Here is a 22,068-nt window from a genome sequence, read left to right as displayed (position 1 = left end):
ATAACCTGAACGCTTCAAAGCAGAAAGAACGGAGGATGCTCAAATGGCCCTTTCATTGTACAACGACCTGACCCGCAAAAAAGAGCTGTTCGTGCCGCTGGCCGACGGAAAAGTCAGCTTCTACAGCTGCGGCCCAACGGTGTACGACTACTTTCACATTGGCAACGCCCGTCCGTTCATCGTGTTTGACGTGCTTCGCCGGTATCTCGAGTACAAGGGATATCAGGTGACCTTCGTCCAGAACTTCACCGACATCGACGACAAGATGATCGACCGGGCCAACCGGGACGGCATTACCGTCGCCCAACTGGCCGAGAAGACCATCGCCGACTACTACGAGGACGCCGACGCGTTGGGCATCAAACGGGCGAGCTACAACCCCCGCGCGACCGAGTACATGCCACAAATCATCCAGCTCGTTCAAAAGCTGATAGACCGGGGACACGCCTACGCGGTGGGCGGCACCGTTTACTTTGACGTGAAGAGCTTCCCCCAGTACGGCCGGCTTTCCAAACAGAACATGGACGAGCTTTTGGCGGGCGCCCGCATTGAGGTTGACGACGAGAAAAAGTGCCCTCTGGACTTCGTCCTGTGGAAGCCCCAAAAGCCCGGCGAGCCCGCGTGGGACAGCCCGTGGGGAAAGGGCCGGCCGGGCTGGCACATCGAGTGCAGCGTCATGTCAACCGCCCTGTTGGGCGATACCATCGATATTCACTCCGGCGGCGTCGACCTGACCTTCCCCCACCACGAGAACGAAATCGCCCAAGCCGAAGCGGCGACCGGCAAGCCGTTCGTCAACTTCTGGCTTCATAACGAGTACATTCTCATCGACAAGGAGAAAATGTCCAAGTCGCTGGGCAACTTCCTCACGGCCCGCGAAGCCCGCAAACACTATTCGCCGCTGGCTATCCGCGCGTTCATGCTGAGCGCTCACTACCGCTCGCCGGTCAACTTCTCGCCCGAAGGGCTCGAACAGGCCGGCGCGATGGTCGAACGGCTCCGCAACTGCTGGTCAGACCTTCAGTTTGCCAAGAGCCGCCGAGACCTTTCGTACGACGACGCCAGCCTGAGCGAAGCAGTCCGTCAGGGCCGGGAGGACTTTGAAGAGGCCATGGACGACGACTTCAACACCGCCGGCGCGCTGGGCGCCGTCTTCGAGGTCGTCAAGGCGGTCAACACGCACCTCAAATCCTCCGGCGCCCTCTCCGGCAAAGGGCTTGACGACGCCGAAAAGTTCTTCCGGGACATCGAAGAGGTCATGGGCCTGCTCGGCCTATCGCATGAGACCGGCGGCGACGCGGAAATCGACGCGCTGGTCGAACAGCGCAACGCCGCCCGAAAGGCCAAGAACTTTGCCGAAAGTGACCGGCTCCGCGACGAGCTGGCCGCCCGCGGCATCGTCCTCGAAGACACCCCGCAGGGCACCAAGTGGAAACGGAAAATCTAACGCGCCCCTTCGGTGGAGCCTCGACAGCGAGGCTCCGCTTTTTTGTGGCCTCGGCTCGTCAAAATTGCCCAAAAAGCAAAATCCTCATTGACTGACTAATACTGACCTTATATAATTCGGTCAGGCAAGAGAAATGAGCGCCACAAGGAGGCGTGAGCTATGGATCTGAACAAACTGACACAAAAATCGCAGGAGGCCTTGGCGGAGGCGCAGAACATCGCCGTCACCCACGGGCACCAGCAAGTAGGGCTGGAGCACTTGGCGCTGGCGCTGGTCGGCGCCAAAGACGGCCTGATTCCAAGCCTGCTGGACAAGTGCGGGGCGGACGTCCGCGCGCTGCCGGCGCGGCTGGAAGAGCTCCTGGCCAAGCGGCCCAAGATAACGGGCGGCTACGACATCGAAAAAATTTACCTGAGCACTGACCTGTCCCAGCTTCTGCTGAACGCTGAAAAGTGCGCCCAGTCGATGAAGGACGAGTACGTCTCGGTTGAACACCTGTTTTTGGCGCTGTTCGACTTCCCCACGTCCCCGACCGGCCAGGCGTTAGCCGCCGCCGGGCTGACAAAGGAAGGGTTCCTCAAGGCCCTCACGGGCGTTCGGGGCGCGACGCGCGTCCAGAGCGCTAACCCGGAAGAGACCTACGAAGCGCTGAAGAAATACGGCACCGACTTAGTCGCCGCTGCCCGGGACGGCAAGCTGGACCCGGTGATCGGCCGGGACGCGGAAATCCTGCGGGTCATTCAAATTCTGAGCCGCAAGTCGAAGAACAACCCGGTGCTGATCGGCGAACCGGGCGTCGGCAAGACGGCCATCGTCGAAGGGCTGGCCGCCCGAATCGTCCGGGGCGACGTGCCGGAAGGGCTGAAAAACCGGACGATCTTCGCGCTCGACATGGGGTCGTTAATCGCCGGAGCCAAGTACCGGGGCGAGTTTGAAGAGCGGCTCAAGGCGGTCATCAGCGAAGTCAAGGCGGCAGAAGGGCAGATTATCCTCTTCATCGACGAGCTGCACACCATCGTCGGAGCCGGCAAGACCGAAGGCTCGATGGACGCGGGCAACCTGCTCAAGCCGATGCTGGCCCGGGGCGAGCTTCACTGCATTGGAGCCACCACGCTGGACGAGTACCGGCTCCACATCGAAAAGGACGCGGCGCTGGAGCGCCGGTTCCAGCCGGTGCGCGTTGAGCCGCCGACGCCTGAGGACGCCATCTCCATTCTTCGGGGCCTGAAAGACCGGTTCCAAGTCTTTCACGGCGTGCGAATCGCCGACAGCGCCATCGTGGCGGCGGTCACCCTGTCCGACCGGTACATCTCCGATCGGTTCCTGCCCGACAAGGCCATCGACTTGGTAGACGAGGCCTGCGCCATGGTCAAGACGGAAATCAACTCCCGACCGTCCGAGCTCGACGCGGTCTCCCGGCGGGTCGTCCGACTGGAAATCGAAGAGGCAGCCCTCAAGAAAGAGCGCGACGACGCGAGCGCCAGACGCTTGGCCGAGCTCCAAAAGGAACTGGCCGACGCGCGGGAACAGCAGAACGAGCTGACCGCCCGCTACGAGTCGGAGAAATCGCGGCTGACCGACGTGCAGGCCCTGCGCGAGCGAATCGAAGCCGCCAAGGTCGAACTGGAAAAAGCCGAGCGGGCTTACGACTTGGAACGCATGGCCGAACTGCGCCACGGCGAGCTGCCCAAGCTGACGGAAGAGCTGGCGAAAAAGGAAAAGGCCCTCAAGGAGGCCTCCGGCGGCGAGTCGCTGCTGCGCGAGTCGGTCACCGAGGACGAAATCGCCCGAATCGTCAGCGACTGGACCGGCATTCCCGTGACTAAACTGGTTCAGAGCGAGCGGGACAAGCTGCTCCACCTAGACGACGAACTGCACAAAGGCGTCATCGGCCAGGATCAGGCCGTCCAGCTGGTCGCCGACGCGGTCCTGCGCGCCCGGGCGGGCATTCGGGATCCCAAGCGGCCGATCGGCTCGTTCATCTTCCTCGGCCCCACGGGCGTCGGCAAAACCGAACTGGCCCGCGTGTTGGCCCGCACGCTGTTCGACTCGGAGAACAACATGGTGCGGATCGACATGTCCGAGTACATGGAAAAGTATTCGGTCTCCCGGCTGTTGGGAGCGCCTCCCGGATACGTGGGCTACGACGAGGGCGGCCAGCTCACCGAGGCGATTCGCCGCAAGCCCTACTGCGTCCTGCTGTTTGACGAAATCGAAAAGGCTCACCCGGACGTGTTCAACGTGCTGCTGCAGATTCTGGACGACGGGAGGGTCACCGACAGCCACGGCCGGACGGTGGACTTTAAAAACACCGTCATCATCATGACGAGCAACATCGGCAGCCAAATGCTTCTCGACGGCGTCACCGACGGCGGGGAAATTCCCCAGCCGGTCCGCGACCAAGTCATGGCCCAGCTCAAGGGGCACTTCCGGCCCGAGTTCTTGAACCGGGTCGACGACACGGTCATCTTCTCGCCGCTCAGCCGGGGGAACTTGCGCCAGATCGCGGTTCTGCTCCTTCGGGGGCTCACCGACCGGCTGGCAGGCCAATCGACCGTCCTGCGGGTCACCGATGAGGCTCTCGACCTGATCATTCGGCAGAGCTACGAGCCGTCGTATGGCGCTCGGCCGCTGAAACGGTACATCAGCCACAACTTGGAAACCCTCGTGGCCCGCTACCTGATCGCCAACGGCCCGGCGGAGAACGCCGCTCTGGTGGTGGACGCCTCAGGCGACGAGCTGACGCTACGGACCGAAAAGAACTGAGCCCTTCAAAAAACTCCGGCTTCTGACCTAACTCAGAAGCCGGAGTTTTTCGTTTCTGCCTCATAAAGACTAAATAATTCGCCAATATTGAGCCTCTTTGCTTTTTTACTGAGAAGAGGATAATAAATTGGATGGTCCGAGAGGCAAATCGGACATATTTCACGAAGGGAGAGATTCGTTTATGAAGAAATTCCTTGCAGCAGGAATACTTCTGACAGCCATGACAGCCAGCGCCTTCGGGTGCACCGTGCTGGGCGTGGGCAAAAACGCCTCCGTTGACGGCAGCGCGATGGTCAGCCACACCTGCGACTCGTACGGCGACACGTTTGCGACCTACATCGTGCCGGCAGCCGACTGGCCGAAGGACTCTCAGCGGGACGTCATCATGGGCCGCCACGGCACGCCGGGCGCTCAGCCGGTGTTCAGGATCCCGCAGGTTCCTCACACGTTCCGCTATTTGGCCGCCAACTACTCGTTCATCAACGAAAAAGGATTAGCCATGAGCGAGTCCACCTTCTGGCCCGACGAGACCGACGAGCGGAGCAAAAAAGTCTGCGCCGTGATGAACACCAACACGTTCGGCCCGATGGACGCCTTTGTGGTCCAAGACGTCGCCTTGGAGCGATGCGCGACCGCCCGCGAGGCAGTTAAGGTCATGGGAGATCTCGTCAGCCAGTACGGCTGGGGCGACTCCGGCGAGACCATGCCGATCACCGACGGGAACGAAGTTTGGATCATCGAGTTCTACGGCAACAAGATGTGGGCCGCATGGCGGCTCCCGGACGACCAGGTGTTCGTCGCGGCCAACCGCGCCCGGCTGCGCCACTTGGACCTGACCGACAAGGACAACGTCATGGCCGCGCCCGATATCATCAGCTACGCGGTTGAGCAGGGCTTTATCTCCAAGAAAGACGCGAACGAAAAGGATTTCAGCCCGGCTGACGTATTCGCCCCCAACATCGGCCTCTACTCCATGAGGCGAGAATGGCGCGCCCTGTCGCTTCTGGCGCCTCAGACCTACAAAGGCGGCGCCGACGACGAAGTTCAGCCCATGTCCGTCAAGCCGGATCATAAAATTTCCGTCGCCGACGTCCTGCGCATCAGCTCCGACTGGTACGAGGGCACGCCGTACGACCTGAGCAAAGGCCCGGCGGCCGGCCCGTGGGGCGACCCGCTCCGCTACGCCAACAGCAGCGAATCGGACCCGAAAGCGACGTGGGAACGGAGCATTAACATGCACCGCTGCACGTACGTGCACGTCTGCCAAGTGAAGGCCGACCTGCCCGAGCAGATCAAGGGCGTTGCGTGGTTCGGCTACGGCGCGCCCGACACGGCGTACCTGACGCCGCTCTGGGCCTCCATGAAGAGCCTGCCGGATATCATGAACCCGGTCAAGGGCTCGACCCGGTACTCCGACTACAGCTCCGACTCGGCGTGGTGGGCGGCCATTCGGCTTCAGCACATCGCCGAAATGCGCTATCAGGACGCGCGGAAGGAAATTCACGCCGTCCGGGATCCTAAGCTCGCCGCGCTGTATCACCTCGTCCCGGCCGTGCAGCAGGTAGCCGCCGACCTGATTAAAAAAGGCGATGTCGACGGAGCGCTCGACGTCATCACCGATTTCGGCTGCGCGCAGGCCCTTGACTGGCACGCGACGTGGCTTGCCTTGGGCGACCGGCTGTTTAGCACCTACGCGCTGGGCACCACCCACATGAAAAAAGCCCCGTACCCGGACTGGTGGAACAAACAGATCGGCTTCGGTCCCGTCGAGCGCCAGAAAAAACAATAACCGAACACCTTCATTTTGAACCAGCATGAGGCGAAGGCCGCAAATCTGCGGCCTTCGCCTTTTGTTATCCGCCGCTCATATATTGACTTAATTAAACGACAGTAAGAAAATATTATCCATAATAAGCACTCCAAGGGGGATAAATTATGTGGCAGGCAGTTGACGGGTATTTCAAAATCACTGAACGGGGCAGCACTGGACGGCGGGAAGTCGTGGCAGGGCTCGCCACCTTCATGACCATGGCCTACATTTTGATTGTCAACCCGGCGTGGATGGCCGCCGCCGGCATGGACAAGGGCGCGTCCGTTGTCGTCACCGCGCTGATGGCCTGCATTTTCTCGGCTCTGATGGGCGTTTACGCCAACCTGCCGTTCTCCCTCGGCCCGGGCATGGGCGGCAATGCGTTTTTCGCCTTTACGTTGGTTAAAGGCGGCATCGTCACGTGGCAGGTGGGCATGGGAATGGTCTTCATTTCCGGCGTCGTGTTCGTCCTGCTCTCAATCTTCGGCATCCGGGAACTGGTCGTCAAGATGGTCCCCCGCTCCATCAAGTTCGCCATCGGCGCCGGCGTTGGTTTTTTCGTCGCCTATCTGGGACTGAGGGACGCTGGGCTCATGACCTTCACCGCCAACGGCCTGAAGCTGGGCTCGCTTCACAACCCGCAGGCGTTACTGGCCGTCATCGGCCTTGGCGTCACCAGCTTCTGCTTGGCCCGCAAGCTGCCTGGCGGCATTCTGTTGGGCATTCTCATCACGACCATCATCGGGATTCCGATGGGCCTGACGAAACTGCCCTCGTCGCTGCTTTCTGCGCCGGCTTCGATTGAGCCGATCGCCTTCAAGCTCGATATTTTAGGCGCCATGAAGATCGCCTATATCCCGTTCATCTTTACTTTCTTCGTCGGCGACTTCTTCTCCACCCTGGGCACGGTCATCGGCGTGTCCCAGAAGGCCGGCCTGCTGGACGAAAACGGCAACCTGCCGGGAATTTTCCGGCCCTTCATGGTTGACTCGCTGGGCACCGTCGTGGGAGCCCTGTTCGGCTCCACCACGATCACCACGTTCATCGAGTCGGCCGCTGGCGTCCAGGCGGGCGGCCGAACCGGGCTGACCGCTTTGACTACATCGGCATGCTTCCTGCTGTCCATCTTCCTCGTCCCGCTGGCCACGTGCATTCCCACCCAAGCCACGGCGCCCACGCTCATCATCATCGGCCTGCTGATGATGTCGGGCATGAGACACATCGAATTTGACGACTTCACCGAGGCGTTCCCCGCCTTCATGACCATTCTGACCAGCGCCTACACCGCCAGCTTGGCTAACGGCATCAGCGCCGGCGTTCTGCTCTACGCGGTCACGAAAGTTCTGGCCGGCCGCCCCAAGGACGTGCATTGGGGCACGTACGTGCTGTGCGTCCCGCTGGTGATCTACTTCGTCAACCTGTAAGGAGGACTTTCTATGCGAATTGAACCGCCAAGTAGGCGACGTCTTTCCGAGGCCGCTAGAGGAATCATTCCCTGTGACTTAGTTATAGCTCACGTGCAGCTGGTCAACTGCTTAACCGGAGAGATTTACCCGGCCGACGTCGGCATCTTGGACGGTTTTTTCGCCGCCGTCAGCGCCGACCCTGACAGGCTGGGAACGTCTTTCCCCATCGAAGGGAAACGCGTCATCGACGGCCAGGGCCAGTACCTTATCCCCGGCTTCATCGACAGCCACCTGCACATCGAAAGCAGCATGGTCACCCCGCCCACCATGGCGGAAACGACCTTGCCGCTGGGCACCACGTCGCTGGTCACCGACCCGCACGAAGTGGCGAACGTGGGCGGGCTTGAGGCTGTCGCTTACATGGTAGAAGCGAGCCGGGACTTGCCGCAGCGACAGTACATCATGGCCCCGTCCTGCGTGCCCGCCGTTCCAGAGCTAGAAGGGGCAGGAGCCAGCTTCGGCGCCGAAGAGATAGAAGCTATTCTCTCCATGGAACGGGTCTTAGGCATTGCCGAGGTCATGGACTGCGCCGGCGTCATCAACCGATCCGAGCGAATTGAAGCTATTCTGGACGCGGGACTTCGCCGGGGCGTCTTCCTTCAGGGACACGCGCCGTTCTTATCGGGTCGACGGCTCAACGCCTACCTGACCGCGGGCATTCAAAGTGACCACGAGTCGCGCACCGGCGCGGAAGCCCGCGAAAAACTCCGGCTGGGCATGCACGTCGACGCCCGAGAAGGCTCGGTGTCCACCAACGTGACAGCCGTTGTCGAAGCCGTCAAGGATTTCCCGTTCCTTGACGACCTGAGCTTATGCACCGACGACCGGGAGCCTCACGACCTCATCGTTCAAGGACACATGAACTACGTCGTCGCCCGAGCCGTGAAGGCTGGACTGTCGCCTGTCCAAGCGATCAGGAGCGCGACCCTCAACCCGGCCAGAGAACTGGGCTTCGTCAACCTAGGGGCCGTAGCTCCTGGCTGGGCCGCGGACTGCCAGCTAGTTGAAGACATCTCCCACCCCCGGCCAAGCCTTGTGATCGTCGACGGCCGAATTGTCGCCGAAAACGGACGCCTGACCCAGCCGATCCAGCGCCGAACCTTCCCAGCCGAAGGGCGGAACACCGTTCGGCTGACCGCTCCCAGCTTGGACAACTTTAAAATTCCAGCCCCTGCCGGAGCCGGGGAACAGGTCCGAATGCGCGTTCTGCGCTACCAATCGCCTGACACGTCGCTCACCGACCTCACGGAAGAGACCGTCCAAGTGACCGACGGATACGTTGATCTGTCGGGACGGCCTGACCTGAAATTCGCCGCCGTCTTCAACCGGCACGGCGCGGGGACGAAGTTCACCGCCGTCGTCAAGGACTTCGGCATCCGCGAAGGCGCCGTCGCCTCGACGGTCACCCACGACAGCCACAACTTGGCCGTCGTCTACGACCGGCCGGAAAACGCCCTCGTCGCCGTCGAAGCCCTGATGAAAAGCGGCGGCGGACATGCCGCCGTCAAAGACGGTGAGCTGATCGGACTCGTGCCGCTGCCGATCTTCGGCCTGCTGTCGCCGCTGCCCTGTGAAAAACTCATTCCAACCGTTGAGCATCAAAAGGAAGTCCTTCGCAGTCTGGGGCTGAACACCAAAAACCCGGTCATGCGAATCACGTCGCTGGCCCTGCCGGTCATACCCCACGGAAAAATTTCCGACCGAGGCATGATCGACGTGGACCGACAGGAGTTCGTGCCCCTCTTCTGCTGACGCCCCCTCCTCTTCGGACGGCGCTTGAAAGAGGCTCTTCTCTCCGCTACAATGAAAGCGGGAAGAAGAGCCGCTTTTCTTCCCGCCGCCCCAAAAGGAACGCTTTGCAGCCGAAAGGAGGTTCTTTCTATGAAAGACGTCGACCAGTGGAACCGCACCAACGATGAAGAGGCGATCCTTCGCGACGAGCCTCTTCCGCCGGCAGAAGACGAGCCAATCGTTGACGACGAGTGGGCCGAATTCAGGAAACTCAGCCCCGAAGAACAGAAGTGGGCGCTGATCCAGTTGGAGCTGGACCGGGAAGCCCGCCGGACTGAAGGGTTCCTGAGAGGCGAATAGGAGAAAATAATAGTTATGCTCCGGCTTCACATTTTGTGAAGCCGGAGCATTTTAGTCTGTCCAACGCATTAAAAGCTTTTGAGCTGTCGCAAGAACTGTTTCTCCTATTTGAAAAGTTAGTGCTGATTGCTCTCGTGCGTCAGCTTTTATTGCCTGAGCGGCCTGCTTTTGAGTCCAGTCATTCATCCTTCGCCACTCATTTTTTAAATAGCTGGATCGAACTGAATACTGACGATCCGCCAACAGCCCCAAATTCCTGAAAACCGACCACGCGCTATCTTTTCCTGACTGCGAAAACTCTTTCGGCAAAGTCTTTGAGTTCGGTAAAAGAGGAACAACGCCACTATACCCTGGGGTCCCCAAGCCAATAAAACAAATATTACCAGCGGGAGCGTTTTTTGTAACAAAGAAGGACTGGGCTAAATTCGTACAGATTGGCCGAGGCAAATTGTGTTCTTCACAGGTCTTTTCCCAAAGTTCGACATCTTCTCGAGGGAATCGAAAATATTTGGTTCCCTCGTATCGATCTTGGAAAATTTCCAAAATGTGATTGACACAAATGCGACCTTTGTGAATCTTTAAATAATCTTTTATCCGTTCTTCGCGCAACACATCATATGGGGATTCTGCTCTCTCAGGCAAAGTATAACTTGCACAAAAACTGAAGTCACCTTCGTTACGCCATTGCTGCTGGATAGAGAAGTTTTCAATATCGCAAGACCCTAGGTCGAAGTCTCTTCCAATCGTAAACCGATTAGCTGCGACAAAAATTTCATCATCACGAACTCTTCGAGCTACCCAGTGTTTCGTTGTAATTTCGACTATCCACCCTTCTCGAGCATCAGAGATTGCAAACAACAACCCATTCCAATCCGCCTGGCCCCATTGATTCATAAACTCGCCCAACAACAATACTCCTTGATATGCTGAGTGCGCCCTTTCTAAAATGAGTTGGCGCAAAGCATATCTTCTAATGCCTTGTCTTTCGCAAACCTGTTCGCGGGAATAGCACCAGTTACAAGAGACACAAACGCCGCACTGATTAACTCCCACTAAAACTGAGTTATAAGATTCTAAACTGTTGTCTATGCCTAATCCAGAAGTTCCTAAACTGTTACCGGACGCCCAGTATGCAATAGTCTTTTCCGGCTGACTTATTTTCACATAGGGCACCGCAATTTCCTTTCCACTCTCCCAATTTGTTTCTTCTGTATGCCAGATCTCTCCTTCCGCATTTATTCCCATGTCTTCAATGTGTCCGTGCATAATAACATTATCTTCAGTTAAATTTGCTCCAATCAAGATCGTTGTACAAGCCTGAGCCTGACAGTGGAAGAGTGACAAGATAAATATGGCTAGAAGAATCGTTATAATGACTACCATGACAGTTCACTGACAGAAAATATTCTGTGAATATCCTTTGCAATTTCTGTCTGCAAAAATCCCTCAATTTCTTTGCACTTTACAAGTGACTCATCAAAAAAATTCTGCGTTGAGCTTGATAGCATCCTAAGTCGCTCATGTCCGTTATCTTGTTGGAGGGGCTCTATTTTTTTGAGTAAATCAAAATGCTCCCGCTGAATCCTATCCTCGAATAATTTCCACTGAGCTTGAATGACTGGAACTAGCTCCTGCGGGTTAACCATAGATAGATTAGAAAGGCTCCTAAAATGCCAAAAGGCAGACCCCGCGTCATATGTTGGACTGCTGACTTTAAATTCTTCTGGCAGATCCTGCACCCCTAAATAACACGGTACATAAGGAGACGTTGAGGGCGAAGCCAAGCTTCCCCATATTATTCCTCCTGCACCAACCGGCAGGTGACTATTAAGTTCAATAATTGCTGAATGAACACAACTTGGCACACATACTGGCCGATCTGCTCCATAACCGCCGCTCTTTGGAAAGGCTTGATATTCTGTATCGTCAAATTGATCTCTTAGCAGAGCCTTTAAAACAGAGACCGATATCTTTCTTTCCGGCTCAAGAAACAATGGATGCCGTTCTGCCTGAGGATCTAAATGTAACGAAGGATTTAAATGCCGCATACAGCCCCATACTCTTCGCGGATTAAACCGCATCGTATGAGCCTGCCGAAGCATTTTTCCGCCAAACGCTACAGAAAAATTAAATGGCCCTTCTTTTGGGGACCACAGTTTTTTCTGCTCTGCAAACTTTAACAAATCAGGAGAGCATAAAAAATGCTCCTTATCATCTGGGTCAACTTCTCCTATACGGAAACCGTTTGCTTGCACCATATAGCATTCATCTGGCACACGAACTGCCGCCCAGCAGGAACCGCCGCCAGCTTCCATATACCACGCTTCATTGGCGTCAACGACCCCGACGCCAGATGGATATGAAATACCATATTGGTTATAATAATTTCCAATTAATTGAACGCACTCCCGAGCAGTATGCGCCTGTTCAAGAGCAATATATCTGACAGCACCAGAGACCCCATCACTTATTAACGGATCTGCCAACTCCGCTTGTCTATTTCGGTCTACGCCTAAATCTACGCCGCCGGCTATAGCTACTAGATCCTGATTTATTGCCACGGCGTCTCCCTCCATATATCCCCGCCATGTTTTTAAAATGAGACAAGCTAAGGTATTGGGAGGCAATACAATACTTGCGCCTGAAGGCAACGATATTTTCTGTTCCTCGCGCCCTTCTGGCAATAACTCGTATAAGCTTCCTTGGTTTCCCTGTAAATCGTTGTTATGACCGGCGAAAATTGCAGAGCCTTCACATGCTTTTTTACCCGCAAGGATCATATAGCACATTTTGTCACTTCCTCGCACATGACAATAGACAAATTATTGCAAGAGTCGGCCTGTTCGGCCGACTCTTGCCTATTTCTACCAACCTGCTGGCAAAAGACCCAAAGTCTGAAAAACCGCATAAAATGCGGCGCCTAAAAACAGAACACATATCGCCAGCTGAATTACAGGATGGTAATAACCGCCACAGGTCCACTCCGGTTCCCTGTCACCAGTCAATCGTGCCTTTTTCAAAATAAAAATGGGCATAATAGACATGACAACACCTGCAAAAGACCCGCTATAAAATATAGCGTTTACAAAGTCTACCATTCCTGAATACGCCAAATAGAATAGAGGCGCATAGATCCTACGGCGCGGAACAGATCCGCCGACCCCCATAGTTCCTATCGTGCTGCCGTGATACGAGTTCCACCTTGAAATAATTATTCGTTTTGTTGACTCTCCACCGTCTCTTTCGACGAAGAATTGCCTTGTAAGCTTCAAGGCTGCCTCCACCGACTCGCTCCCGCCGCAAGTGAACCAGACATAGTCCATACCCTCAGGAGCCAAACTTGCCATCTCTTTGGCAGCTTCAGCTATGCTCTCTGAACGCCACCTCGAGGTATGGGCAAATTCGATCTTGTGCAGCTGATCCACAATGGCCTGAAAAATTTCTGGAACACAGTGACCAAGATTACAAATCAGCGCCCCGCTGCACCCGTCTAAATACTTTCGCCCATCAGAGTCGTAAATATAGACTCCCTCACCCCTAACAGCCGTTAAATACTCTGTCTTAAAACTCCGTGGAAACAGCTGCCCTACCATTCTTATCTCCTCCTTCACTATATTTGAATTAAATATTTCTTTTTAGTTTAAATAGTGTGTTTTATAGTTCAAATTACGCACTTTTTCTCGTGAAATGCCCTTTAGTCGAATACTAAATGAAATATTTCCTTCATATCTTATTTTAAATAAAGCGCTTGGTCTGTCAAGCGCTAGTTTTTTTACCCCGCTAAATTGGCATAGACGAAAAATGTCGGCCTCAACAGGCCGACATTATCAACAACTTAATGATACGTTCCTGCGCGCTTCCAAAGAGCCTCTAAGTGCAACAGACGTTCTTGAGCCTCTCCGCCCAAGCACTCAACGATCTGTAAAAGCAACGCGTTAATGGCACACATTGGCAGCACTAGCGAATCAATAAATGCTAGATGACTGCATGGGACAAAAAGATGATAGTCTGATACTTTTGCCAAGGGACTTTTTTCAGAGTCCGTGATAGAAGCGGTGAGAAATCCCTGATCATGCGCAAAAGACAAGCAATCAATGGTGAGTTGCGTGTAACGCGGGAAGCTAATCCCCAGAACTAAGCTCGATTTATCTGCCAACCCTAACGATTCAGTAAAGCTATCCCCCGCTAATGGTACGATATTCGGCAAAAACCATGACAGGTACGCCACAAGATATTCTATTAAGGCTCTCGCGCTTCGTAACCCAATAAGATAAACTTGTGGGGCAGAACAGATAACTTTGGACAAAGCGACGATTGAAGAATCTTCAATGTTAATATAAGGAAGCGTTTCTTTATCAAGATCTTGACTTATTACATTTTGCACCAAGTTTGCCTTTTTACCGATTGTGCGGTAGCTTTCCAGCCGTTCAGCCGCTGTAAGTCGATCTTCAACGCATGATTGGAGCTTACTTTTTAGATTGGGGAACCCTTCTAGACCGACGGCTCGTGCAAAACGAACAACCGTTGCTTCACTTGTGCCAGATTGTTCTGCTAACTGCTGGGCGGTCATAAATGCAACGGTTGTTGGATTTTCTAAAATATACGTCGCGATTTTCTTCTGTGATCGGGACAACGTGGAAAAACTCCGACGCAGTTCCTCTAAAATCTTCACCATGATTTTCTCCACCTTTCGCCGGTAATATATCACAAAAGTCCTTAGAAAAGCTTTCACTAATTTGTGGCTTTCTAAAAGGAAACATGATAAAATACCGCTCATGAAGGTTCGCGCCCTTTGCGGCGCACGTCGCGCCAGAGTGGCGGAATGGTAGACGCAGAGGACTCAAAATCCTCCGCCGGCGACGGTGTGCGGGTTCGAGTCCCGCCTCTGGCACCAGCAAACAACAGGCGTGTCCACTGTACAGTGGACACGCCTTTCTTGTGGCCTCGCCAATTCTCACGCCGATTCTTCACCGATTCTGCCGTTGGCCTTCGGGCCGAACAGGCTGTTTGAAACCGCCGCCATACGCAAGCCGCCCGATAAAGCGGTCCGGAAGGGTGTATCCCCTTCCGGACCGCTTTGAACTCTTTGCGCAACAGCTAAACGGCAGCAGACCAGCTCAAAAAAGAACCCTCTTCGTTGTGCAGGGCGTTCGAACTCAACCGTTGGATCCCTGCCCCTTCTTGAACGTCATTCACCGTTCGTACCGCGTCTGTTTGACCGCGCAAACGATATGAGCGTTATGCGTCGAACTGGGCTGACCACAACTTTGCATAGTAAGAAGAGTTTTTCAAGAGGTTCTCATGGACGCCTTGTTCGAGAAGCTCACCTTTCTTAAATACCATGATCTGGTCGGCATGACGGATCGTTTTCAGATGATGAGCTATAACGAGGACTGTCCGATTTTCTGCAAGGCGGGCGATGGCATCTTGGATCATTGACTCGTTAATTGGGTCAACGTTGCTCGTCATCTCATCCAGAATCAAGATTGGAGCGTCTTTTAAAAACGCTCTGGCTATTGACAAGCGCTGACGCTGTCCGCCTGAGAGCAAGCCGCCGTTCTCGCCGATAGGCGTTTGGTATCCCTGCGGCAGCTGCATGATAAAGTCATGTATCCTCGCCTTTTTACAGGCTTCCACGATCCCTTCCAACGGCGCGTTTTTCTTACCGATTCGGATATTCTCTTCAATCGTGCCGTCAAAAAGCTGAACGTTCTGCATGACGATGCTCATTCGATCCAAAAGCTCATCATACGGTATCTCTCTAATATCTATTCCGCCAAGTGCAATGCTCCCTTTCGTTACGTCATAAAATCTCAGAAGCAAGTTTGTGACGGTCGTCTTACCGCTTCCCGACTCTCCAACGAGGGCTGTCATCGACTTCTCAGGGATGGTAAAGCTCAAGTTCTGTATTTTGAATTCTTCTTGGCCATACGAGAACTCAATATTATTAAATACAATGTCGTTACGCTTTGGGATCGGTCCGTCAGCCCGATCGGGAATCACCCCCGCGCAGAGAAATTTCCCCAACCGCTGGTAACTGTCAGCTGCGGAAATGTAGTACATATAGTACCCTTCCATAGAGGAAAACGGCTTATAAAACTCTCTTGAAACGACGGCAAAAATAATAAAATCAAAAGCGCTCATCTCGCCGCGAAGTACAAACAGCGCTCCCGAGGCAATCAAAAGAAGGTAGGCCATATCGAGAAGGAAGCAGAAAACCGCCAACTGTCTCGCCTTTGTCCGACTGGCCTTTTTGCTCGTTTCTCCGAATCGTTTTGTCTTGCAGGCCAAGTCATTTTCTAGGCTCTTGTTGTTGGAAAAACTTTTTAATACTTGGATTCCCCTCACATATTCCACAAACAAGCTGACCATATCAAGGAGCGCCGCGTTGTTTTCGTTTTCTGCCGCTTTCGACTGTTGAATCGACGCGTACAGGAAAACAAGAGCGACCGGGACAGGAGCTGCCATAATCGCCGCCTGTTTCAAATTGAGACAAGCAAGCACAGCGAAACTGATGGCACCGATGAAGAAGTCGCCAAACATCCTAGACCACATGTGCCCCACGACAAGGGACATGTTGTCGACGTCCTTGTGCAGAATCGTGTTGACCTCGCCGAGCCTTTCATTCGTGTAGAAACCAAGGCTGAATTTTTTAAGCTTGACGATCATCCGAGCTCGAATCTGCTGAACAATGTCAAACCCTGCACAGTGTTTTTTCAGATCAGCGGCCATGTTGAAGCAGCCTTTACACAATACCAGAAAGCCGATAGCAAAAAAGAACGGATAAAGCTCCCGAATACCAGCGCCGTTCATTATTTTAAAAAGCAGGGCAAATACGGCCACAACCATGCCAATAGAACATAGTCCGTAAAAAGTAAAGAACAGGCTGGCCAAGAAAAGGTCCTTTCTGCCCTCTCTTGTGAGCAGGTTCAATATTTCCCGAAACATTTCTGCCCCTCCGTATCCCTCAAGTTCCAGCGGTCAACTTTGTTCTGCGCTTCGTCCATTTTCCGATAGGTGCGGCAAGTGCTCAACAGTCCATCATGAGTTCCTGATGCAACGACTTTCCCTTTGTCCATGACGATGATCTGATCGGAAGCCCTTATCGTGTTTAAATGATGCGCTATCGTGATGACAGTTTTACCTTTGCTGAGTTCGGCGATCGCCTCGCTGATCAGTTTCTCGTTTTGGCTGTCTACTGCGGCCATCGCTTCATCCAGAATCAAAATAGGAGCGTTTTTCAGTATCATTCTCGCAATCGAAATTCGCTGTTTCTGGCCGCCGGACAGTTTGACGCCCATTTCTCCTATCTTTGTGTCATAACCATTGGGCAAGTTGGCAATAAACTCGTGGCACTTGGCTTTCTTGGCGGCTTCGACGACCTCCTCTTTTGTGGCTCCCTCTTTCCCGATCGCAATATTTTCAAAGAGCGTCAGGTCGAAGAGGACGACGTCCTGCTGTACGCTCCCTATCAGCTCTGAAATGCTCTCCTGGCTGTATTGGCTTATATCTTTACCGCCAATTTTTATGCTCCCCGAATCGACGTCCCAAAAGCCCATGAGCAGATTTGAAACCGTCGTCTTGCCGCAGCCGCTGGCTCCTACAAACGCGTTCACGCTGTTTTTCCTGAAACGCAGATTGATATCCCGAAGCTCAAAGTCCTTGCTGCCGTATGTAAAATTCACGTTTTTGAATTCTATATCCCCAAATTCAAGGCCCGATGCCTTCTTTTTCTCTGATACTTTCGCCGACAGCACTTTGCCAATCCCTTTCAGCGCTTCGTTGAAGACAATAGAAAAGTGATGGAGCGTCGCGGTTTTACTAATCGACGCTGTGAAAGCCCCGGACAGAATAATTGCCAGAATAAAACGCGCCGTCGAGATTTCTCCTAGGCGCAGCATGACGCTTCCCCAAATCATCACGACCACGACGCCGATTTCCATGAATATATCAACCAGTCCCATCGGTATCGTCACGGTCTTCATGCTCTTTTTAACCCAATAAATATATTCATCCGCTGTCTTTAACGTCCGCGCGCTGATCGCTTCCTCTTTGGCGAAAGCCTTGATGACGGCGATATTTTTCACATACTCCATCAGCTCTTCTCTCATTCGGCTTTCGTGTTCGAAATAGACGCTGAAATTTTTCTTCATCACCTCTTGAGAGGACACCTTGACCAAGTACATGAGCGGCACGCCGATGATCATGCCGAAGGCGAGGCGATAGTTTACAAAAAGCATGGCAATAAAAATGAACGCAGGCAAAAGCGTCGCAGACATGATTTCCGGCAGGCCGTGCGCCAGATAAATTTCTACTTGCTCAACGTCGTGCTGAATAATGTTTGTCAGTTCACCAACCGTGTGTTCCTTGAAAAAACCAAGGTTAAGCTTTTTTAAATGGTCAACGGCCGCGATTCTCAGTTCGGTCAGTTTTTCATATGCATTTTGGTGAGCAATCCGCGTCGACAAATAAAAAAAGACCGTCTTGAAGCAATACGACGTCAAAATAACCCTCAAAACATCTCCGACCTTGACCAACGCGCTATTCTCTATCAGTCCAGTAATCAAATACACGACTACCAGCTGCGGTATGAGATCGGCTGTTATTTTTAACGTGAGCAGGACATTAGAAAGCCGCTGATCCCCAACTGTTTTGCTTCTTAACTCTTTTTCACCCATCGGCGCACTCCTCTCAAAAACAAAATAATATTGAATGATAATTCAATATAAGGGGTTAAAAGGAGGCTTTGCCCTAACGGCAAAGCCTTTAAAGCCCTAGAGCGATTCGACCCCTTTGTAGTAACACTTCGCCAAGGTCCTCAGCATGTTTCCGGCCCATCGTTCGCTTTGGTAGTGCCGAGCGATTTCAAGCAGCCCTTCTGTGAAGTTGCTTGCTAAGATGTGAGCGAGCATCGGATCATATTCCTCTTTGGACTGTCTCCTGAGACCCAGCTCAATATGCTTTTGAATTTGTTGAATCAGCTCGCTTTTGGCTTTCTCGTGCTTTGTGCCCGAGCTGTTATCCATGAGAATGATCAGTTTCTTTCGTTCCCGAATGAGCTCGTGAATATACCTTTCTCCAACTTGGTTGAATCGCTCTGACGCGGCCCCGTCCTTTAACGCCTCCTCTTCGCTGAGGGCGGACTCAAAATTGACGTACACCGAATCAACGATCGTGTCAAACAGGTCTTCTTTGTTCTTAAAGTAGGTGTATATAAGCGCCACCGGGACCTCCGCTCTGTCCGCAATTTCAGTCAGCTTCGCGCTTCTGTAGTCTTTCTCGTAAAAGACCGCTTCGGCCGCGGTCAGTATCCTGCTCCGAACCTCATCTTTCAAAACTTGAGCCATCGTCCCCTGCGCCGTCCCCTCCCTAAAATGAATAGTAATTTAATATTAAATTAAAATTTGCTTTTGTCAAGTTCGAGAAAAAACAAGCTCTGCCGAAGCGTTTTTGCTTTTTGCGAAAATGAGCAGGGCGCGATGATCCGCCGGTTACGGACCGAGGCTTTTTAGCGGCTCCGTACAGACGACCGGCCTCAAGCCATCGAATAACTTCTTTTAGTCTTTGACCGAGCGTGAGACAAACCGCGCTTCTCGAACCCAGCCTTTCAATCATTCTTTACACCATCGGCGGCCTAATTGGCGCTATGTTTTAGGACAGCGCACAAAGAATCTGATCCAGCGAAGACGTCCACGCCGTTATCTTTTATGGCCGCCCCTTTGAAAGGCCTTTCGCCACTTGAGTTGTGACGAACGATCTTGGTTATGAGTTTGATCCTCTTTGCTGAGAAATTGCTTTTTATCGCCGACAGCAAGGCAGCAGCGCACGGCGGCTCAACGAGAGCGACAATGAAGCGGTCCGGAAGGGAATATCCCTTCCGGACCGCTTCATTATTTGCGGCTGACGACGGCGATGGCCCTCAACATCTCTTTGTTAGAGTCAAAGTACGTTTTCATCTGGGTGAAAAATTCCCGATTCTCCGGGTGGGCGGCGCGAAGCCGTATTTTCAGAGTTCCAAACAGTCCTTCGTCCCGGAGCATACCTAGCGGCGTCATGAGGGAGAACTCGAACAGCTCGGTCTCAACCGTCTCAAAGCCGGCTTCTTCCATCTGCCGTTTCCACTCTTCGGCCGTTTCGGGGTAGACGCAGGCGTTGATGGCTCGGCCCAGTTCAGGCCCTATCTGTCTGTCGGGTTCCAGCAGCGCGACGTCGTGGGTCGCCAGCCGGCCGCCGGGACGCAGAACCCGGAAATATTCTTTCAGAGCCTCTTTCCGGCTCGTCGGGCCCAGCATGGTGAGCATGGCTTCGTTGACGATCAGGTCAAACGATCCGTCGGGAAACGGCAGGCGGCGGGCGTCGCCCTTCACGAGGGTGACGCTTTTTTCAAAGCCGGCGGCGGCTAGGTTGGCCCGCGCTTTCTCTAGGGCGGAGGCGTCCATGTCCAAGCCGGTCGTCCGACAGCCGAGCCGCGCCAGCTCGAGCAGGGTCGTTCCCTGATTGCACGCCACTTCCAAGACGTCTTCGCCGGCTTTCGGTGCGGCCTTTGCCATCAGCCAGTTGGTGGCCGTTTTGCCGCCAGGGCGAAGGCGTTTTTTGCCCAGCCGGGCCAGAAAGACGTGCCCGACTTCTTTGACCGGCCCGGTCATGCCGGCTCCTTGACGAGGGTCAGGATCATCGAGAAGCCCCCCTGCGTCGAGAGGCTGTGCGGGACGCCTTGGGGCATGACGATGGCCTGTCCGGCCTTGAGGCGGTGGACGGTCTCCCCGACGGTGATTTCTGCTTCGCCGGAGAGGATATGAGCCAGCGCGTCGCCGGGTGCGCTGTGGGCGCTGATTTTCTCCCCGGCGGCGACGGTCATGAAGCACAATGTCAGGTCGGGCCGGGCGACGAGCGTGAGGTTGGACACCTGCCCTTTGCCGGCGGTCAGCACCTTCGCCATGTCGAGAACCTGATTGTGCGGGACGTTTTTAATGAGCATCTTCTTTTTCCTCCTTTAAGGCGGCGACGAGTACGGTCGCGCCGGCTTCGCTTCCGATTTGGTAGGCCGTGCCGTCCGGGACGGCCCAGAGGTCTCCGGGCCGAAGGCTCGCTTCACCTGTCTCCCCGGCGACTTGGACCGAGCCGGTCAAGGGAACGATCAGGTGAACGGCGAAGTGGCGTTCCGACCCGATCGTTTCGCCCGCGCCGAGGGCGTAGACCGCGATCCGGGCGCTTTCCCCGTCCCACAGGCTCTGGCTGATGACCCGTCCGGGGCCGGAAGGGAGCAGGGCGGCGCAACTGATTTTTTGGTTTTCGGCTATTTTCAGCATGAGTCAGCCCTCCTTTTTCAAAATCAGTCTACCTTGCTCTGCTTTCCCGCGCGGTTGCCTGGGCAACCGCTGATGAAAGTCCGCCGTTTTTCGAGGCCAAAGAAAGTTAATCGGGCTGGCGTCTGCCAGCCCGATTGAATCCGCTCTTTTTGCCGTCAGTTCGTGGGGGTGTCATAGTCGGTCACGTGAATCAGCCCTTCGCCCCACAGGTCGTAGTGGCTCGGGAAGGTCCGGTCGTACCGCCGGAGGGTTTCGAGCGAGACGAGAGAGACCATGATCGGCGACAGGCCTTCGGCGAGGCGGGACGCTTGGGGCTGAAGGATCCGCGCCAAGTCCCGTGCCCCTTCGTCCCGGCTCGTCACGAACAGGGCGATGTTCCACGGCTCGTAAAAGTCCTCGTCAAAGTCAAAGTACACGGGGTTTTCGACGAGCCGCTGCGTCGCGAGCGCCTGTCCGAGCAGGCCCAGCCGGGAGTAGACGTCTTCGGCTGAGCGAATGTCCGCGAAGGCGAAGATCCGTTCGGCGTTGATCATTCCCAGTTTGTCGCTTCGGGCGTGAGGCCTGTCGGAGTAGTGGCGGTGGTCCGAATAAAAGAGCCCGAGCGCGTCCAGCCTCATCGTTCCGGCGGGAGCGCCGACTCTGTTCCATCGGGACGCGACGGGCGGCTTGCCCTGTCCGTCCCAGCGGGGACAAAGCTCGGCGATCCGGCGCCAAGGGAGGCTGGAAGGCCAAGCGACCCGGTATTTTCCGCCCTTCGCCGAGTATCCCGGCGTCACGAGGGCGGCAAGGGGCAGTTCGGCCGGCGCTTTGAACTCGTAGAGGGCCTGCCACTTTTGGGTTGCCCTGCCGAGAAGCAGGCCGATCCTCAGCCCTTCCAGCCGTCCGGGGTCGCAGAAATTTCCGGACCGCTCCGGCGGCAGTCCGAGCTCAGAGGCCAGCTCTCCGCGCTTTCGCCGCCCCATGTCGGTCAAGACCCACCCCAGCCCGTGAGGGCGAACGAAGCCGAGCGAGGCCGCTTCGTCCAGCCGGTTTTGGGCGTCTTCTTCTCCGCTCAGCGACAGCGTTTCGGCATCGTGGACGCACGACTCGGCGGTGAAAGCCAACAGCAGCGTCTCGGCGGCTTCGCTCATTTCTTCGCTCCTTTCTTCCGGCGGCAAGAGGCGGACCGATTGGCCCGCC

The 22,068-nt window shown here is 54.8% G+C and carries 17 protein-coding genes and 1 tRNA gene; 7 read left to right on the top strand and 11 right to left on the bottom strand.

Going from position 1 to position 22,068, the window contains the following annotated elements:
- Nucleotides 1-43 precede the first annotated feature (43 nt).
- From cysS to HMPREF1249_RS01505, 6 genes are all read left to right on the top strand, one after another.
- Nucleotides 44-1,447 carry a cysteine--tRNA ligase gene (cysS, locus tag HMPREF1249_RS01530; protein ID WP_021775693.1) on the top strand — a complete coding sequence of 468 codons (1,404 nt, stop codon included), beginning with the start codon at nucleotides 44-46 and terminating at the stop codon, nucleotides 1,445-1,447.
- Nucleotides 1,448-1,606: 159 nt separating this feature from the next.
- Nucleotides 1,607-4,213 (top strand): ATP-dependent chaperone ClpB, encoded by a 2,607-nt coding sequence (gene clpB, locus HMPREF1249_RS01525; protein ID WP_021775741.1) that lies wholly within the window; start codon nucleotides 1,607-1,609, stop codon nucleotides 4,211-4,213.
- Between the two features lie 181 nt (nucleotides 4,214-4,394).
- Complete coding sequence (locus tag HMPREF1249_RS01520) at nucleotides 4,395-6,002, top strand: dipeptidase (RefSeq protein ID WP_021775697.1); 1,608 nt, start codon at nucleotides 4,395-4,397, stop codon at nucleotides 6,000-6,002.
- A 146-nt stretch (nucleotides 6,003-6,148) separates the two neighbouring features.
- Complete coding sequence (locus HMPREF1249_RS01515; RefSeq protein ID WP_008522122.1) at nucleotides 6,149-7,447, top strand: NCS2 family permease; 1,299 nt, start codon at nucleotides 6,149-6,151, stop codon at nucleotides 7,445-7,447.
- Nucleotides 7,448-7,459: 12 nt separating this feature from the next.
- The gene (locus HMPREF1249_RS01510) at nucleotides 7,460-9,241 is read left to right on the top strand and encodes an adenine deaminase (RefSeq protein WP_008522435.1); all 1,782 of its coding nucleotides are present in this window, start codon (nucleotides 7,460-7,462) and stop codon (nucleotides 9,239-9,241) included.
- A gap of 129 nt (nucleotides 9,242-9,370) precedes the next feature.
- Nucleotides 9,371-9,580 (top strand): hypothetical protein, encoded by a 210-nt coding sequence (locus tag HMPREF1249_RS01505; RefSeq protein WP_008522120.1) that lies wholly within the window; start codon nucleotides 9,371-9,373, stop codon nucleotides 9,578-9,580.
- A 51-nt stretch (nucleotides 9,581-9,631) separates the two neighbouring features.
- Here the strand turns inward: HMPREF1249_RS01505 and HMPREF1249_RS07810 are convergent, their stop codons facing one another.
- From HMPREF1249_RS07810 to HMPREF1249_RS01490, 4 genes are all read right to left on the bottom strand, one after another.
- On the bottom strand, nucleotides 9,632-10,963 hold the full coding sequence (locus HMPREF1249_RS07810; RefSeq protein ID WP_008522119.1) for a C69 family dipeptidase: 1,332 nt from the start codon (nucleotides 10,961-10,963) through the stop codon (nucleotides 9,632-9,634).
- Nucleotides 10,957-12,369: a dipeptidase gene (locus tag HMPREF1249_RS07805; RefSeq protein ID WP_021775746.1), complete on the bottom strand. Its 1,413-nt coding sequence runs from the start codon at nucleotides 12,367-12,369 to the stop codon at nucleotides 10,957-10,959. Before HMPREF1249_RS07805 ends, HMPREF1249_RS07810 begins: the two co-directional genes overlap by 7 nt.
- A 75-nt stretch (nucleotides 12,370-12,444) precedes the next feature.
- Nucleotides 12,445-13,173 carry an aminotransferase class III-fold pyridoxal phosphate-dependent enzyme gene (locus HMPREF1249_RS01495; protein WP_081686650.1) on the bottom strand — a complete coding sequence of 243 codons (729 nt, stop codon included), beginning with the start codon at nucleotides 13,171-13,173 and terminating at the stop codon, nucleotides 12,445-12,447.
- A 242-nt stretch (nucleotides 13,174-13,415) separates the two neighbouring features.
- On the bottom strand, nucleotides 13,416-14,255 hold the full coding sequence (locus HMPREF1249_RS01490) for a MurR/RpiR family transcriptional regulator (RefSeq protein ID WP_008522423.1): 840 nt from the start codon (nucleotides 14,253-14,255) through the stop codon (nucleotides 13,416-13,418).
- Between the two features lie 133 nt (nucleotides 14,256-14,388).
- Here HMPREF1249_RS01490 and HMPREF1249_RS01485 point away from each other — a divergent pair.
- A tRNA-Leu gene (locus HMPREF1249_RS01485) sits at nucleotides 14,389-14,474 on the top strand.
- 344 nt (nucleotides 14,475-14,818) lie between these two features.
- Here HMPREF1249_RS01485 and HMPREF1249_RS01480 read toward each other — a convergent pair.
- The 7 genes from HMPREF1249_RS01480 to HMPREF1249_RS01450 form a co-directional block, all read right to left on the bottom strand.
- Nucleotides 14,819-16,528, bottom strand: coding sequence for an ABC transporter ATP-binding protein (locus tag HMPREF1249_RS01480; protein ID WP_021775733.1), 1,710 nt, complete (start codon nucleotides 16,526-16,528; stop codon nucleotides 14,819-14,821).
- Nucleotides 16,510-18,258, bottom strand: coding sequence for an ABC transporter ATP-binding protein (locus tag HMPREF1249_RS01475; RefSeq protein ID WP_021775742.1), 1,749 nt, complete (start codon nucleotides 18,256-18,258; stop codon nucleotides 16,510-16,512). The genes HMPREF1249_RS01480 and HMPREF1249_RS01475 overlap by 19 nt, the downstream gene beginning before the upstream one ends.
- Nucleotides 18,259-18,354: 96 nt before the next feature.
- A complete protein-coding gene (locus tag HMPREF1249_RS01470; RefSeq protein WP_008522106.1) occupies nucleotides 18,355-18,927 on the bottom strand; it encodes a TetR/AcrR family transcriptional regulator in 573 nt (190 codons plus the stop codon).
- A gap of 543 nt (nucleotides 18,928-19,470) precedes the next feature.
- Nucleotides 19,471-20,226 carry a class I SAM-dependent methyltransferase gene (locus tag HMPREF1249_RS01465; protein ID WP_008522104.1) on the bottom strand — a complete coding sequence of 252 codons (756 nt, stop codon included), beginning with the start codon at nucleotides 20,224-20,226 and terminating at the stop codon, nucleotides 19,471-19,473.
- Complete coding sequence (locus tag HMPREF1249_RS01460; protein ID WP_008522103.1) at nucleotides 20,223-20,558, bottom strand: cupin domain-containing protein; 336 nt, start codon at nucleotides 20,556-20,558, stop codon at nucleotides 20,223-20,225. The genes HMPREF1249_RS01465 and HMPREF1249_RS01460 overlap by 4 nt, the downstream gene beginning before the upstream one ends.
- Nucleotides 20,548-20,889: a hypothetical protein gene (locus HMPREF1249_RS01455; protein ID WP_021775676.1), complete on the bottom strand. Its 342-nt coding sequence runs from the start codon at nucleotides 20,887-20,889 to the stop codon at nucleotides 20,548-20,550. Before HMPREF1249_RS01455 ends, HMPREF1249_RS01460 begins: the two co-directional genes overlap by 11 nt.
- A gap of 155 nt (nucleotides 20,890-21,044) precedes the next feature.
- Nucleotides 21,045-22,019, bottom strand: a complete 975-nt coding sequence (locus HMPREF1249_RS01450) for a hypothetical protein (protein ID WP_021775734.1) — start codon at nucleotides 22,017-22,019, stop codon at nucleotides 21,045-21,047.
- Nucleotides 22,020-22,068 lie beyond the last annotated feature (49 nt).

The organism is Jonquetella sp. BV3C21, assembly GCF_000468895.1.
GTDB lineage: Bacteria > Synergistota > Synergistia > Synergistales > Dethiosulfovibrionaceae > Jonquetella > Jonquetella anthropi.
This window is presented reverse-complemented; position numbering and strand designations above follow the sequence as displayed.

Coding starts and splice junctions, on each gene's coding strand:
- cysS (WP_021775693.1), top strand. CDS start 44: ATGGCCCTTTCATTGTACAACGACCTGACCCGCAAAAAAGAGCTGTTC.
- clpB (WP_021775741.1), top strand. CDS start 1,607: ATGGATCTGAACAAACTGACACAAAAATCGCAGGAGGCCTTGGCGGAG.
- HMPREF1249_RS01520 (WP_021775697.1), top strand. CDS start 4,395: ATGAAGAAATTCCTTGCAGCAGGAATACTTCTGACAGCCATGACAGCC.
- HMPREF1249_RS01515 (WP_008522122.1), top strand. CDS start 6,149: ATGTGGCAGGCAGTTGACGGGTATTTCAAAATCACTGAACGGGGCAGC.
- HMPREF1249_RS01510 (WP_008522435.1), top strand. CDS start 7,460: ATGCGAATTGAACCGCCAAGTAGGCGACGTCTTTCCGAGGCCGCTAGA.
- HMPREF1249_RS01505 (WP_008522120.1), top strand. CDS start 9,371: ATGAAAGACGTCGACCAGTGGAACCGCACCAACGATGAAGAGGCGATC.
- HMPREF1249_RS07810 (WP_008522119.1), bottom strand. CDS start 10,963: ATGGTAGTCATTATAACGATTCTTCTAGCCATATTTATCTTGTCACTC.
- HMPREF1249_RS07805 (WP_021775746.1), bottom strand. CDS start 12,369: ATGTGCTATATGATCCTTGCGGGTAAAAAAGCATGTGAAGGCTCTGCA.
- HMPREF1249_RS01495 (WP_081686650.1), bottom strand. CDS start 13,173: ATGGTAGGGCAGCTGTTTCCACGGAGTTTTAAGACAGAGTATTTAACG.
- HMPREF1249_RS01490 (WP_008522423.1), bottom strand. CDS start 14,255: ATGGTGAAGATTTTAGAGGAACTGCGTCGGAGTTTTTCCACGTTGTCC.
- HMPREF1249_RS01480 (WP_021775733.1), bottom strand. CDS start 16,528: ATGTTTCGGGAAATATTGAACCTGCTCACAAGAGAGGGCAGAAAGGAC.
- HMPREF1249_RS01475 (WP_021775742.1), bottom strand. CDS start 18,258: ATGGGTGAAAAAGAGTTAAGAAGCAAAACAGTTGGGGATCAGCGGCTT.
- HMPREF1249_RS01470 (WP_008522106.1), bottom strand. CDS start 18,927: ATGGCTCAAGTTTTGAAAGATGAGGTTCGGAGCAGGATACTGACCGCG.
- HMPREF1249_RS01465 (WP_008522104.1), bottom strand. CDS start 20,226: ATGACCGGGCCGGTCAAAGAAGTCGGGCACGTCTTTCTGGCCCGGCTG.
- HMPREF1249_RS01460 (WP_008522103.1), bottom strand. CDS start 20,558: ATGCTCATTAAAAACGTCCCGCACAATCAGGTTCTCGACATGGCGAAG.
- HMPREF1249_RS01455 (WP_021775676.1), bottom strand. CDS start 20,889: ATGCTGAAAATAGCCGAAAACCAAAAAATCAGTTGCGCCGCCCTGCTC.
- HMPREF1249_RS01450 (WP_021775734.1), bottom strand. CDS start 22,019: ATGAGCGAAGCCGCCGAGACGCTGCTGTTGGCTTTCACCGCCGAGTCG.